The organism is Methyloceanibacter sp., from assembly GCF_035650995.1.
Taxonomy (GTDB): domain Bacteria; phylum Pseudomonadota; class Alphaproteobacteria; order Rhizobiales; family Methyloligellaceae; genus Methyloceanibacter.
This window is the reverse complement of the sequence record NZ_DASRGO010000178.1, coordinates 40415-54830: the sequence shown is the minus strand read 5'-3', so window position 1 is coordinate 54830 and position 14416 is coordinate 40415. Positions and strand designations below refer to the sequence as shown.

The 14416-nt window shown below is 63.6% G+C and carries 13 protein-coding genes; 6 read left to right on the top strand and 7 right to left on the bottom strand.

The window, feature by feature from the left end; translation table 11 throughout:
• The 3 genes from VFB18_RS13230 to VFB18_RS13220 all read left to right on the top strand — a co-directional run.
• A partial coding sequence (locus tag VFB18_RS13230) for a porin (RefSeq protein ID WP_324976115.1) occupies positions 1-1579 on the top strand: 1579 nt, incomplete at its 5' end.
• Positions 1580-1851: 272 nt separating this feature from the next.
• Complete coding sequence (locus VFB18_RS13225) at positions 1852-2631, top strand: ABC transporter ATP-binding protein (RefSeq protein WP_324976112.1); 780 nt, start codon at positions 1852-1854, stop codon at positions 2629-2631.
• Entirely contained in the window at positions 2628-3440 is an 813-nt protein-coding gene (locus tag VFB18_RS13220) for an ABC transporter permease (RefSeq protein ID WP_324976110.1), read from the top strand. The genes VFB18_RS13225 and VFB18_RS13220 overlap by 4 nt, the downstream gene beginning before the upstream one ends.
• Before the next feature lie 19 nt (positions 3441-3459).
• Here the strand turns inward: VFB18_RS13220 and VFB18_RS13215 are convergent, their stop codons facing one another.
• From VFB18_RS13215 to VFB18_RS13195, 5 genes are all read right to left on the bottom strand, one after another.
• On the bottom strand, positions 3460-4146 hold the full coding sequence (locus VFB18_RS13215) for an ABC transporter ATP-binding protein (RefSeq protein WP_324976107.1): 687 nt from the start codon (positions 4144-4146) through the stop codon (positions 3460-3462).
• Positions 4147-4171: 25 nt separating this feature from the next.
• Complete coding sequence (locus tag VFB18_RS13210; protein WP_324976103.1) at positions 4172-4969, bottom strand: ABC transporter permease; 798 nt, start codon at positions 4967-4969, stop codon at positions 4172-4174.
• Complete coding sequence (locus VFB18_RS13205; protein ID WP_324976100.1) at positions 4966-5958, bottom strand: ABC transporter substrate-binding protein; 993 nt, start codon at positions 5956-5958, stop codon at positions 4966-4968. Before VFB18_RS13205 ends, VFB18_RS13210 begins: the two co-directional genes overlap by 4 nt.
• A gap of 258 nt (positions 5959-6216) precedes the next feature.
• On the bottom strand, positions 6217-6900 hold the full coding sequence (locus VFB18_RS13200) for a response regulator transcription factor (RefSeq protein WP_324976097.1): 684 nt from the start codon (positions 6898-6900) through the stop codon (positions 6217-6219).
• On the bottom strand, positions 6897-8492 hold the full coding sequence (locus VFB18_RS13195) for a sensor histidine kinase (protein ID WP_324976094.1): 1596 nt from the start codon (positions 8490-8492) through the stop codon (positions 6897-6899). Before VFB18_RS13195 ends, VFB18_RS13200 begins: the two co-directional genes overlap by 4 nt.
• A gap of 340 nt (positions 8493-8832) precedes the next feature.
• Between VFB18_RS13195 and VFB18_RS13190 the strand changes: the two genes are divergently transcribed.
• From VFB18_RS13190 to asnB, 3 genes are all read left to right on the top strand, one after another.
• Entirely contained in the window at positions 8833-9741 is a 909-nt protein-coding gene (locus VFB18_RS13190; protein ID WP_324976091.1) for a hypothetical protein, read from the top strand.
• Positions 9742-9850: 109 nt separating this feature from the next.
• Positions 9851-10783, top strand: a complete 933-nt coding sequence (gene pqqB / locus VFB18_RS13185) for a pyrroloquinoline quinone biosynthesis protein PqqB (protein WP_324976088.1) — start codon at positions 9851-9853, stop codon at positions 10781-10783.
• A gap of 6 nt (positions 10784-10789) precedes the next feature.
• Positions 10790-12712 carry an asparagine synthase (glutamine-hydrolyzing) gene (gene asnB / locus VFB18_RS13180; RefSeq protein WP_324976086.1) on the top strand — a complete coding sequence of 641 codons (1923 nt, stop codon included), beginning with the start codon at positions 10790-10792 and terminating at the stop codon, positions 12710-12712.
• A 7-nt stretch (positions 12713-12719) separates the two neighbouring features.
• Here the strand turns inward: asnB and VFB18_RS13175 are convergent, their stop codons facing one another.
• Complete coding sequence (locus VFB18_RS13175; RefSeq protein ID WP_324976084.1) at positions 12720-13697, bottom strand: CHAD domain-containing protein; 978 nt, start codon at positions 13695-13697, stop codon at positions 12720-12722.
• Positions 13698-13777: 80 nt separating this feature from the next.
• Positions 13778-14410 carry a thiamine phosphate synthase gene (locus tag VFB18_RS13170; RefSeq protein WP_324976081.1) on the bottom strand — a complete coding sequence of 211 codons (633 nt, stop codon included), beginning with the start codon at positions 14408-14410 and terminating at the stop codon, positions 13778-13780.
• Positions 14411-14416: the final 6 nt, after the last annotated feature.

Genomic DNA, 14416 nt, shown 5'->3' with positions numbered 1-14416 from the left:
GATGGACATGTTTGGGGGACTGACAAAAACATCCAGCCGCATCGCCATCGCAGCCGCACTTGGCATGACGCTCGGCGGGTTCCTTATGAGCTCGCATCCTGCCAAAGCTGCGGATCTCGGTGGCGACTGCTGCGCGGATCTCGAGGAGCGGGTGGCCGAACTCGAGGCGACGACCGTCCGCAAGGGCAACAAGAAGGTGTCCGTGACACTCTCTGGTTGGGTGGTCAAATATGCCGACTGGTGGGATGACGGCGTGGAGTCGAACTTCTACGTCGGCGACAAGCACACCACGCTGTCGAGCCATTTCCAGATCTCGGGATCTGCGACCATCGCTCCCGGCTGGTCCGGCGGTTACACGATCTCGGTCGAGACGAGAGGTGGCAACGCGGTCGGCGACGACAACCAGTTTGTCGACGACTCTGCGCAGGGGCAGTTCAGCGATCTCGATATCGTAAACAACATTAGTGTGCTCTTGTCCTATATGTGGATCAAGAGCGACAAGTGGGGCACGTTGAACTGGGGGCAGCTCAGCCAAGCTACGGATAACGTGGCCCTTCTGCCCGACCTGTCCGGGACGATCATCGAATCGAACGCCGTGCTGTTCGACGGAGCAAATTTCTTCCTGAGGCCTAAGGGCTTCCCGAAGAACGCCGAGGGCTTGGCGACTGTGACGTGGGGGAATGTCGTGAACTGCTTGGAAGCCGGTGGCGGTATCGGCGCAGATTGCAACGGCTATCCAAACAACGGCGTTCGCTACGATTCGCCGACGTGGGGCGGCTTCAGCGTGTCCGGCGGCTATGCCGAGGATGACACTTGGGACATCGCCGTCAAATACGCGGCCGACTGGAACAACTTCAAAGTGTCGGCCGCCTACGGCTTCACTGAGACCACCGACGAGGGTTGCTTCGCGCAGGGCAAGTGCTTCAACGGAACTTTCCAAGGCGGCGGCGGTGCCCCGTTCCAGGGCGCGCGGCGTGATGTCATTCTCAACCAGGTCGGCGCCTCCGTCATGCATGTCCCGAGCGGCCTGTTCATCTATGGCATGTACCAAAACGAGCAAAACGAAGGAACCGATGTCAGGCTAGTTAACTTGGGCGTCTCAGGCGTTAAAAACTTTGGAGCCACTGTTCCTGGTAGCCAGGCCAATGAGACCAACGTCTGGTACATCAAAGGCGGCATCAAGCGGAATTGGCTGCCGCTCGGTGCGACGGTCCTCTTCGGTGAAGGCGGTCAATATGAGGATCAGTTTGCGGGTCTGGCCGGTTTCGATCTCTGCGGTGGCGGCATCCCGGGCACGACTAATCCCGTGATCAATCCGAATTCACCGAATAACGGCGGCGGCGCCTGCGGACCACAGAATCAAAATTTCCTGTTCATGACGAGCTCGACGGTCAACCGTTGGGGCGCTGGCATCGTACAGGAAATCGACGCGGCTGCGATGCATGTGTGGTTCAACTGGCAGCATCTGGAAATGGACGCCGACTTCGTAGGCGGCCCCACTACCGCCAATCTTCAGAAGGTCAACCAGAGCTTCGAAGACCTGGATATGTTCATGGCCGGTGGCGTGATCTTCTTCTAAACGCCGAGCCAATACCAACAACGGAAGCCGCCCTTCGGGGCGGCTTCTTTGTTTCAGGGGTCGGCTATCGGGGGGTCAGGCGCCGGTGGCAAGATGTGGTGCCACTTCGCGGTCTGTCTGGTGCCGGGATTCCGCTGGTGGCGGGGATAAAGCGCCCTGGCACCCGGCACCTGACAGGGTTGTTTAAGCGTTTGTCCGGCGCTAAACCTTGGGGCGAGACTGGAGCTCATGGGGCAAGCCGCGACCGGCAATCGTTGCCCCGAGAACAATACATGCAGAAAGATCCCTCACGGGACGGACCGCGCGTTCCCGTCCTGACCGTCAAGAACGTTTCCTATTGGTACGGGTCTAAGCAGGCCCTCGACGACGTGAGCTTCGACGTCTATCCCGGGAGGGTCACGGCGCTGCTCGGGCCGAACGGCGCAGGCAAGACGACGCTCTTCTCGCTCATCACGCGCCTCTTCGACGCCCCCACGGGCCGCATCGAAATCTGCGGGCGGTCGCCCGCCGAATGGGGCTCGAAGGCGCTCGCACCCCTCGGTGTCGTGTTCCAGCAGCCCACGCTCGATCTCGACCTCACCGTCAAGCAGAACCTGCGCTACTTCGCAGCGCTGAGAGGAATCAAGCGTAAGGAGGCCGATGAGCGCATGCTCCGTGCGCTCGAGGCGTTGGACATGGCCGAGCGCATCAATGAGCGCGTCCGCTCTCTGAACGGCGGCCATCGCAGGCGTGTCGAGATCGCCCGCGGCATCCTGCACAGCCCGAAGCTCATCCTGCTCGACGAGCCGACCATCGGGCTCGACGTGCCGACGCGTACGGCCATTGTGCGCCATATCCACGAGCTGGCGCGGACCGGCAATATCGGCGTGTTGTGGGCGACGCATCTGTTCGACGAGGTCGAGCCGGACGACGACCTATTGGTGTTGACGCGCGGCAGGATCGTGGCGCGGGGCGCGGCCAAGGACGTCGTGGCCGAGACGGGCGCCAAGGATCTCGGCGGGGCGTTCCGGCTGCTGATCGGCGGCGATACCGAGGAGGATATCGCCGCATGAGCTTCATGCACTACGTCCGCGCTTTCAACGGCATCGTCTGGCGCGAGCTGTTGCGCTTTTTGCAGCAGCGCGAGAGGTTCTTTGCGGCCCTGGTCAGGCCCATGATCTGGCTCATCATTTTCGCGGCGGGCTTCCGCGCCGCGCTCGGCATTTCGATCATCCCGCCCTATCAGACCTACATCACCTACGACGTGTACATCACGCCCGGCCTGCTGGCGATGATCCAGCTCTTCAACGGGATGCAGAGCTCGCTGTCGATGGTCTACGACCGCGAGATGGGCTCGATGCGGGTCCTGCTCACCACGCCCCTGCCGCGCTGGTTCTTGCTCGTGTCGCGCCTGTTCGCCGGCGTGATCGTGTCGCTGTTCCAGGTCTATGCGTTCCTGCTCGTCGCCTATTTCTGCGGGGTGGAGCTGCCGCCGTGGGGCTATCTCACCGCGCTTCCCGCGCTCGTGCTGTCGGGGCTCATGTTCGGTGCGCTCGGCATGGTGCTCTCCTCGACCATCAAGCAGCTCGAGAACTTTGCGGGCATCATGAACTTCGTCATCTTCCCGATGTTCTTCGCCTCCTCGGCGCTCTATCCGTTGTGGAAGATGAAAGAGGGAAGCCTCACCCTCTATTACGTCTGCCTTTACAATCCCTTCACCTGGGCGGTCGAGCTGATCCGCTTCGCCTTCTATCTCGAGGTGAACTGGCAGGCGCTCGGCATCGTCACGGGCTGCACGCTGCTGTTCCTCGCGCTCTCGGTGTGGGCCTACGACCCGGCGCGCGGCATTCAGCAGCGCAAGGTTGCGGCCGCGATGGGCTAGCCAGCCGCCGCGCTGCAGTTCAACTGACGGAGAAATTGGCGGGGTAGCGCAGCGCGAGATCGGCGAAAATCGCCTCGACCGCGGCAGGATCGCGTTTCCCCCGCGGGATGGCGATGGTCTCGACCGCGATTACGTGGGTCGGGCGCGGCGCGAGCAGCACGAGCTGATCGGCGAGCAGGATCGCCTCTCGCGGATTGTGTGTGACGAGGATCGCCGTGGTCGGCCGCTCCTGCCAGACTTCGAGCAGGAGGCGGCGCAGGCGATCGGCGGTGCGCTCGTCGAGCGAGACGAAAGGCTCGTCCAAAAGAAGGAGATCGGGCTTGGTGGCGAAGGCGCGGGCGAGCGCCACGCGGCGCGCCAACCCGAGCGAGAGCTCCTGCGGAAAGCGCGGCAGCATGTCGGCGATGCCGACCGCATGGGCCAGCCGGTCGAGGTCCCCAGGCCCGAAATCCGGGCCCGCGACCAACTCAATGTTCTGCCGCACCGTGCGCCAGGGGAGGAGACGCGGCTCTTGGAACATCAGCCCGATGCGGGTGTCAGGGGGAATCCCGGTATCGCCGGTAAAGTGGTCGTCGAGGCCGGCAATGATGCGGAGCAAGGTCGTCTTGCCGCAGCCCGAAGGCCCCATCAGCACCGTCATGCTCTCGGGCAGGACGTCGAGCACGAAGTCGCGGATCGCCGGCACGGGCGTGCCGTCCGCGCTCATGTGCGTCTTGTCTTCGACGCGGATTTCAAACTGGCCTGTTACGCCAGCGTGTTGAATATCGTTCAAGGGGTTGCACCAGCAAATATTCGATGGCCAGCATGACGGCGACGAAGGCAAGGGTATAGCCGAGAATGGCCGTCACGTTGAAAAGCTGAAAATTGAGGTGAAGCTCGAAGCCGACGCCGTTGGAGCGGCCGAGCAGCTCGACCACCAGCACGATCTTCCAGATGAGCGAGATGCCGGAGCGCGAGGCCGCAGCGAAGTACGGCTGGAGCTGCGGCAGGGTGACGTTGCGGAGCTTGCTCCAAAACGAAAGTCTATAGGCGCGGGCCATTTCCTCGAGCCCGGGATCGAGCGCACGGGCGCCTTCGCGCAAGGTCACGATGACGTTTGGGATCTTGTTCAGAGCGACGGCGCCGATCGCGGCCCACTCGTTGAGCCCGAACCAGACATAGGCGAGGATGATGATCACGAGGGCCGGGAGATTGAGCAAGACGATCAGCCAAGGGTCGAGCACGCGGTTCAGTCCGGGCATCTCGCCCATGGCAAGCCCGACCACGCTGCCGATCAGCATGGCAACCACGAAGGAGGCTGCGACGCGCCACAGCGTGATGCCGAGCTCGGTCAGGAGGTCGCCGTGCACGCTCTCGTCATAGATGTAGTGCAGTACGGCGCCCGGCCCCGGCAGGAGCCTGCTCTGTGCGATCTCGGCGGCGATAAACCAGAGCAGCAGAAAGCCCGCAACCGACAGGATCGAGACGAGAGGGGCGCGCAGGAGGCGTGCCCCGTTCATGGTCTCGGTGCGGGCAACCGTCACGCTCATGGCTTGCCGCCGTGCCAGAACGTGCCGGGCGCGAGCTCGGTCGCCGGGCCGACGAGCTTTTCGCCGCCCAGCTCGCGCAAGAACTGATAGAGGACCTTGGCATCCGCCTCGTTCTCGGCGACGGAGCGCTCGGGAATGCCCTCGCGGTAGCGGCGCTTCAGCGCGTTGAAAGTAGCGTCGTTGAAGTTGGGATCGTTCTCGGCCATCAGCGGTTTGAGCTTCTCCCATTGCTCATCGGAGGTCGCGAGCAGTTCGTCGGCCTTGGCCGCGGCGCGGAGGAAACCCTGCACCGCGTCGAGATGAGCCTTGGCCCAGCCGTCGCTGAACACGAATCCGACCATGGCGACCTCGCCCTTGGCGCCGAGCTCGCTGACCACATCCTCGATGCCGATGAGTTGGGTGAAGCCATCTGCCTCGAGTCGCGCGGCATAGGGCCAGAAATTCAGCACGGCATCGAGCTCGCCCTGTTTGGCGCGCTCGCTCAGCAAGGGCGGGGCACCGAATTCCTGCTTGGTCTCGCTTCTGAGGTCGAGATTGGCGGTCCTGAGCGCATAGGCCACCATCAGGAGCCAGCTCTTGTCGAGCGGGCCGCCGGCGACGCCGAGGCGTTTGCCCTTGAGGTCGGCGAGCGTTTTGATAGGCGAGTTGGGCGGCACCATGATCGAGCCAAGCGCGGTCGTGAACGGCGAGAAGGTGAAATCGGCGCCGCCGCTCCGCTCGCGCGAGACCCACAGCCAGTCGGTGGCGATGATGTCGACCGAGCCGCCCTGCAAGCCGACGGTGGTGGCCTGGGTACTGGCGAGAGGCGTCACGTCGAGCTCGATGCCCTCGGCCTTGTCGAGGCCGTTGGCACGAATGGTCTCAAGCACCCAGCTTACGGTGCCGAATTTGAGCACCCCGACCTTGACCTTGGTCGAGGCGTGACTGGCTGGCGAGCCGGCGATCGAGGCCAGGGCTACGACCAGCAAAGCTAACAGACATGACCGCAACGGGCGCTCCTCCACGTTGGTTCTTTTCATCCTATGGTTTGGGCTGACCAGGCGAGATGCGCGCCGAGCACTCGTGCCGCAGGGCGGCAGACGCAAGTCGCGGCCCTCTGGCGAGGCCCGGAAGATCTATGGCGCATCATTGGCGAGTGGCGGCGCATACTCTACTGATCCAGCCTCACTTAGCAAGGTTCCAGTGTCCCGGTTGCCAGAGCCCCGGCAGTTCTTCTGGGAAAACTTCCTGGCCTTCGTGCAAAAAGTTCATGCCGGCGAAGCCTTCAGGCGGTAGCCGTGCCCGCGCACCGTTTCGAGCAAGGGTTCGCGGCCCGGCGGATCGATCTTACGTCTGAGCCTTGCGATATAGACGTCGACCACGTTGGTCAGAGGATCCTCGCTGTAGCCCCAGACCTGGTTCAGGATGCGGGTGCGCGAGAACACGCGGCCGGGCGCGCTCATCAAAAGCTCGAGGATGGCGAGCTCCTTGGCCGTGAGCTTGATCGTCTCCGAGCCGCGGCGCACTTCGAGCAGTTCGCGGTCGAGCACGAGATCGGCCACTTTCAGCACATTCGAGCTTGGGGCGAAATTGTGCGAACGGCGTACCAAGGCTTCGATACGGGCGAGCAGTTCGTCGAAATCGAACGGCTTGGTGAGATAGTCGTCGGCCCCCGACTTCAGACCCTTGATCTTGTCCTCGGTCGCGTCCATCGCCGTCAGCATCAGAACCGGCGTGTGATCGCCCTCGGCGCGGATGCGCTGGCAGACATCATAGCCATGCATATCCGGCAGCATCAGATCGAGCACGATCACGTCGAAGTCGCCGGTCTTAGCGAGTTCGATCCCTTCGCCCCCGGTCGCGGCGACGGTCACGCCGTGATTCTCGGCGCGCAAGCCGCGATTTATGAAGTCGGCGACGCGCGGCTCGTCTTCGACCAAGAGCACGTTCACGTATCGGCCTCCTCAGGTGCGGCCGGGAGCGCCACGGTGACGGTGGTCCCCTCGCCCAGACGGCTCGCCATCTCGATCCTTCCCTTGTGGGCCTCGACGATCGCCTTGGCCACGGGAAGGCCTAGGCCCAATCCCTCGTCGTTCATCGCCGACGCGTTTCCGCCCCGGCGGAAACGCTCGAAGATGCCCTCAAGCTCCTCCGGGGCAATGCCTATGCCCCGATCGGAGACCTTTACTCTGACCTCGCCATCGACGCGTCCGACATCGACCCTCACCTTTCCGTTCGAGTTCGAGTAGCGCACCGCATTATCGAGCAGCACAAGGAACAATTGGCGGAGACGAGCCGGATCGCCGCGCACCACGTCGTGCCGGCCTTTGCCCGCAAACGCGATATCGACGGCCTTGTCGCGGGCGATCACCTTGGCGTCGCCGCACACACGTTCGAGCAGGGTATCGAGATCGATCTGCTGGAGATTCAGGCGCGCGGCGCCCGCGCCCTGCCGGGCGATGAACAGAAGATCGTTGACCAGCACCGACAGGTGCTTCGCCTGTTCGACGATGCGCTCGATTGAACGCTTATACTCGGCAACCCGCTTGTTGGCGCCGCGCAGCGCGATCTCACCCTCGCCGCGAATAATGGTCAGCGGGGTGCGCAACTCGTGGCTGATATCGGCAAAGAATCCGCGGCGCGCGGCGTCGATTTTGCGTAGCGATTCGTTTGCTTGGCGGAGTTCCTCGGTTCGTTCCTCCACGATCGTTTCGAGATTGGCGTGGGCGTCCCGGAGCGCCTTCTGGTGGCCTTGCAGGTCCTCGGCCATGCGGTTGAAGCTGCGGCCGAGATCAGCGAACTCGTCGTGGCCGGAGATGGCGATGCGATAGGAAAGATCGCCCTCGGCAAGCTTGGACGTGCCGCGCAACAGCTCGGCAAGCGGCGCGCGCAGGCCGCGCAAGAGCAGCATCACGAGCGCCATCGTGGCGAGGATGGCGAGGGCGGCATGAATCTGGCTGATGCGCTCGAGCTGGGCGAGGAGTTGCGCCGCGTCGGCATCGATCCTGATGACCTCGGCGGTCTCGTCGGCGACGCCCACCTCGATCAGCTCGTTGAGCTTCTGATCGATGCCACCCTTGAGCAGCTGGATCAGGTTTTGCCAGGCAATGTCGGGCCGGCCCCGGCTCCGCAATTGCTCGACCTCGGCGAGCTGATCCAAAGTGTGCTGAAACTCGGCCTTGATCCGGTCGAGACGCTCGAGCTCGGCCGATTCGGCCTTAAGCTCCTCCTGCGGGACGATGGCAAGCTCCTTTTCGGTGAGCTCCTTCAGCGTGGCAAGGTCGGACTGAATAACCTTGTTCAGATAGGCGGCGCCGATCGGCTTGTCGGTCATGCCGGTGAGCAAAGTGTCGGTCCAGGCCTTGAACAGCTGTTGACTATGGCGCGAAAGCTGAAGCTGGCGCTCGAGCTCCTCGTGGGCGAGGCGCGAGCGCGTCAGATACATGTGGGATTGCGTCACCCCCCAATAGGCGAGCGCCGCCGCAGAGAGCGACATGGCAAGAAGCAGTCCCGCGGTGATCAGGAGTTTGGTCTGATAACGCATGGAAAAGTCTCAAAACCAGGGCTCGCCCGGTGCCCCTGGGGGGTGCAGCATCACCCTCCAAGAGGCCAGTAAAGCCGTCCTAGCCGCCGCGCGATGCCCGGGTTTCTCTATACATCACTTTCATGAAGACTTGGGGTTCCCCTCTCGGGCTCGTCATGAATTTTTCATGCTCACGTTGGGTTCTTTTCATGTTTCGGCGGCGTCCACTTTGGGCTCTAGAATTGCCGGCGGGCTGGGAAAGACAGGCATGGTTTTTTGCCAACGCCGGTCCAGAGATGTTTGTTAAGCTGCGAAAGTAAAAGAATCAGGCCTGGCAGGGCTTAACGTCGGGGGGCGGCTCTTGCGACACTATTTGTCGGCTTTGCGCGGCATAAAGTATTTGGCGTTGACGGCGGCCTCAACGCTGGCGACGGCGGGACTCATCTTGGGGAATGTAAGACCGGCCCACGCCGAGTTCGAGATCCAGGAAGCCACGATCGAAAAGGGTGAGGTTCAGGTCGAATATCGCGGCGCCGTACATTGGGGCGTGCCCAAGGCCGACAAGGAGGGCGGCGCGGGGAACAATGAAAGCCAGGCCGTCGATTTCGATCAGGAAGAGGCCCCGGTGCGCCAGAGCAATGAACTTGAACTGCAATATAGCGTGACCGATTGGTGGATGGTTTCTCTCTTCACGCTCGGCGCGGATAAGCCTGATGGCGAGGATTTCAACGTAGACTCGATTGAGTTCGAGACGCAGTTCCAGTTGCTAAAGCGCCATGGAGACGGCATCGCGCTGGCTGTCCAAGGCGGATACGAGAAAGCCATCAACCATGGCCGCCAGCAAAATGCCGATGGGATCGCCTTCGGCCCCATCGTCGAGCTCGCAAGCAAGAAGGTTCTGATCACACTCAATCCGCTCTTCACCGACCAAGTTGGGCCTAATCGCGATACCGACGGTTTGGGCTTCGAGTATGGCTGGCGCGCCGAATATGACTTGGCCAAGCATTGGGGCATCGGCGTCGAGATGTTCGGCGAAATTGATGACCTATCCCATTCTGGCCCGTGGGACGCTCAGAATCACAGCATCGGCCCGACCTTGTTCTGGAACCCGGGTAGCGACGACGAAGAAGAAGCCAAGAACGGTAGTGACGACGACCAGGTCGCCGGTGCGCCCCATATGGAGCTTTCCTTCAATGTCGGCGTGCAGTTCGGGCTGACCGATGCCACCTCCGACGGCGCCTTGAAATTTCAGGGCGAACTCTCCTGGTAGGCGCGAGGCGCATTTGACCAGCTCCAGCCAAGCCGCTTCTGCGGCGCTCGCCGGAGCCGCTTTTTGACCTTGACGGAACCGGCGCTCCCCCGCCATTTGACTCCGCGCCATGTTGATCAAAGTCCTCGGTTCAGCGGCCGGAGGCGGGTTCCCGCAATGGAACTGCAACGGCCGCAACTCGGCCGACGTGCGTAAGCGCATGCCGGGCCTTAAGCCGCGTACGCAGGCCTCAGTCGCAGTCAGCGCCGACGGACGCCAGTGGGTGCTGCTCAATGCGGCGCCCGATCTCAGGCAACAGATCATCGACACGCCTGAACTGCACCCGGACCCCAACGGTGGCCCGCGCAACAGCCCGATCAAGGCCGTGGTGTTGACCAACGCCGATGTGGACGCAATCGCCGGCTTGCTTTGCCTGCGCGAGGGCCAGCCGTTCACCATCTACGGCAGCTCGCGCGTGATCGACGTTCTCGCGGCGAACAGCATCTTCGATGTGCTCGATGCCGATATCGTGAAGCGCGTCCCAATGGCGCTCGGGCGTCCGTTCGAAGTCGAAGGCCCGTCAGGACCGGTCGGCCTCACCGTCGAGCCCTTCGCCGTGCCCGGCAAGATTCCGCTCTATCTCGAGACCGAGGACGCCAAGGGCAACTACGGCTCGCAGGAGGGCGACACGGTCGGCCTGAAGGTCATCGACACGGGTAATGGACACCATTTCTTCTACATTCCAGGCTGCGCCAGGCTGGACGAGCCGTTGCGCGCGCGACTCAAGAATGCCCCGCTTATCTTTTTCGATGGTACGCTCTACGCCAATGACGAGATGATCGTGCAGGGACTGGTCAACAAGACGGGCGAGCGCATCGGGCACATGAACATGTCGGGCAAGGGCGGTACGGTTGAAGCATTCGCGCCGCTCAATGTCGGGCGCAAGATTTTCATCCATATCAATAATTCGAATCCCGTGCTGCGCGACGACTCGCCCGAGCGCCAGGCCGTCGAGCAGGCCGGGTGGGAAGTCGCTTACGATGGCATGGAGGTGAGGGTCTAACACGCCATGTGCGGCATCGCGGGCTTCCTCGAGCTTTCGCGCCGTCCCGGGACGCAGGAGCTCGAGGCGATTGCGGGCGCCATGGCGGCGAGGCTCACCCATCGCGGGCCCGACGCGAGCGGCACCTTCGTCGATCCACACGCCGGGCTTGGCTTCGGGCACACTAGGCTGTCGATCGTCGATCTTTCTCCCGCGGGCGCGCAGCCGATGGTCTCGGCGTCAGGGCGCTATGTCATCACCTATAACGGCGAGATTTACAGCGCCACCGAGATCAGGCCCGAGCTCGAGTCTCTCGGTCATCGCTTCAAGGGTCATTCCGATACGGAGGTGATTATCGAGGCGGTGGACCAATGGGGCGTGGGGGCGACCGTCAAGCGGCTCATCGGCATGTTCGCCTTCGCGGTCTGGGACCGGAAAGAACGCCAGCTCACGCTTGCGCGCGACCGGCTCGGCATCAAACCGCTCTATTTCGGGCGGCAAAACGGGCGCATCGTTTTCGCCTCGGAGCTGAAAGCGTTCGAGGCGCTGCCGGGCTGGAAGAGCGAGCTCAACGAGGACGCGCTCGCCTCCTATTTGAGGCTCGCTTACGTGCCGTCGCCGCATTCGATCTATCGCGGCATCGACAAGCTATCGCCTGGGCACCTTGCCACCATCGACGAGACAGGGCGGGTAGAAACGGCTGCCTTTTGGCGTCTCGCCGACGTCGCGCGGGAAGGACGCGCAACTCCCCTCGACGTAAACGACGCGGAAGCCATTGGCATGCTCGAGGCGCTGCTCGGCGACGCGGTCAAGCGGCGGCTCGTCGCCGACGTGCCGCTCGGCGCGTTCCTTTCGGGCGGGATCGACTCATCGACAGTCGCGGCGATGATGCGCGCGAACAGCACGTCGCCGGTGAGGACTTACTCGATCGGGTTCGGCGAGAGGAGCTACGACGAGGCACCGCACGCGAGGGCCGTAGCGCGCCATCTCGGCACCGAGCATACCGAGCTCTACGTCTCGCCGCGCGAGGCCGAGGCGGTGATCCCCGAGCTTCCCGCAATTTACGACGAGCCGTTCGCCGACTCGTCGCAAGTGCCGACCTATCTCCTCTCCAAGCTCACGCGCCAGCACGTGACGGTGGCGCTGTCGGGCGATGGCGGCGACGAGCTGTTCGCGGGTTACACGCGCCATCGCTTCGCGCGCACGCTTGCAGCGATGCCGGCGGGTGTCGGACAGGCGCTCGCCTGCGGTCTCGGCGTGGCGGGGCCCGCGCTATGGGACCGCCTCTTCAGCCTCGTTCCGGCGCGCCGGCGTCCCAGCCTCGCCGGAGACAAGATGTTGAAGACGGCGGCCATGTTGCGGGAGGGAGGCGCCGGCGCCTATCGCAGTCTCGTCAGCGCCTGGGACGAGCCGGAGAGAATTGCCCGCAAGGGGCGGGAGGTAAGAGGCCCGATTTTCGATTCCGACATCGCGCGTGCGTTTCCCGACGGACTCGACCGCATGCAATATCTCGACACGCTCACCTACCTCCCCGACGATATCCTCACCAAGGTCGATCGCGCGAGCATGGCGGTTGCACTCGAGGTGCGGGTGCCGATTCTCGATCACCGTGTCGTCGAATTGTCGTGGCGGTTACCGTCGCGCTTCAAGATGCGGCGCGGCAAAGGCAAGTGGCTGTTGCGCCAGGTGCTCTACCGCCACGTGCCGCCCGATCTCGTCGAGCGCCCGAAATCAGGGTTCGCCCTCCCGATCGGGGTGTGGCTCAGAGGCCCGCTCAGGCCCTGGGCCGAGGAGCTGTTGTCGGAGAAGAGGCTTGCCGCTGGCGGGCTGCTCGAACCGGCGCCGATCATTGCCAAATGGCAAGAGCATCTTGCGGAAAAGCGCAACTGGCACGCGCCGCTCTGGACGGTTCTGATGTTCCAGGCCTGGCGCGAGGCGAGAGGGATCTAGCGCAAACTCAGCTCGCACGCGTGGTGCGAAGGTCGCCGAACGCAACGACGTTGTCCTGGCGCACCGGCTCGACCAGGGCGGGTTTGCCAGCGCGGCTGGCGGCCGCCGTCCAATAGGCTTCGATGCGCTCGGCGAAGGGCCGCGATCGCTCGGCCAAAAGCCGGGCACCTTGCACAGCCGCTTCCCTGCGCAGCCTCCGGTGACGTTTGCGGCCTAGCTTGAGAAAGGCCGCTGTCTCTTCGGGGCTGCCGAAGGTCATAGTCGGCGTCGAGACGAGCTGGCAAAGAAGCGAGATGTCGTGGTCGTCACCAAGAAGCTGCGAGATCGCTCGCGCGGCCTCGGCGCGCGCGGTCAACTCCGACGGCCAGCAGGGAGCGAGCAATTGCATCTGCCGCCAATGGTGCTGAACGCCCTTGCGCCAGTAGTGCAAGTCCTCGTCGCGCTCGGAGGAGAGCGCATTGCGGAAGGAGGTGCGCGTCGTGCGGTAGCAGCGCCTAAGCCCCGTAGCGAGCGGGGTGAAATTGTCGGGATAGACGGCGAGCCCCGCGAATGCGCCTCTGATCTCGAGAAGGCCGCGCAGCGCCTCGGCCGCCGCGCTCCGCTCGAGGTTCTGTTCGGCGGCATGGCGGCGCTTTTCGAGCCAGGCGCGCATCGATTGGATCGGCCCGAGGCCGAGACCCGGCTTGGTCTCCCGCTCGAGCTTGGTCACGGCGTCGATCAGCGCCTGGGCGTCACGAGCGGCCGCGAGGCCTCGTGCGATGCGAGCAACCTTCTCGGTGAGGTCGGCAAAGACCGGTTCGGCCATGCCCGGCCTCGCCAGAAGCAGCAGAGAACGGAGCCTTTTCAAGCACTTACGCGCGTTGTGAACGCCGCTATGGCGTTCAGGCGGGCAGGCCAGGGCCCCTTGCGCAAGCTCGATCTCGCCGAAGGCGACGCGCCGCAAGGCCTCGCTCATGGGTATGGCCGGATCGAGACGATAGCTCATCTTTAATGCCGCGAAGAGAACCCCCCGGGGCAGGATGATCCTCGGGGCGGGGCCAGAGGGTCAAGCCCGAAACGAGGGCTTCAGCACTGTGGAGGGCGTGTGGATAAGTCCCGCCAAGGGGCGGTCGCTGTGATCCAGCGCCGCACGCGCTCCTCGGGGCTGTCGCTCGTCACGATATCGGTGATGACCGCGACCGAGTCGGCGCCGGCGGCGAGCGCGAGCTGGGCACGCTCGGGCGTCAGTCCGCCGATGGCGACGAGCGCGCAATCGATCCGCGAGCGCCACTCGGCAAGCCGGGGCAGGCCTTGCGGCGCCCAGGGCATTTTCTTGAGCATCGTCGCGTAGATGGGGCCGAGCGCGACGTAATCGGGACTTGCTGCGAGCGCAGTGCCGAGTTCATCGATGCTATGCGTGCTCACCCCGAGCCGAAGCCCCGCGCGCTTGATGGCGGCAAGATCGGCGGCGGCGAGGTCCTCCTGGCCGAGATGCACGAAATGTGCGCCGAGTTCGATCGCTTCGCGCCAATAGTCGTTGATCACCAGCTCACATTTATGAGCGCGACAGAGCCCCATCGCCTTGGCGATTTCTTCTCGCACGACCGCGTTAGGCTTGTCCTTGATGCGAAGCTGCACGAGCTTGATGCCTTCGGGGAGAAGGCGGCCAAGCCATTCCGTGTCGGGGAGGATGGGGTAGAAGGGATCGAGCCTGAGCAAGACCGG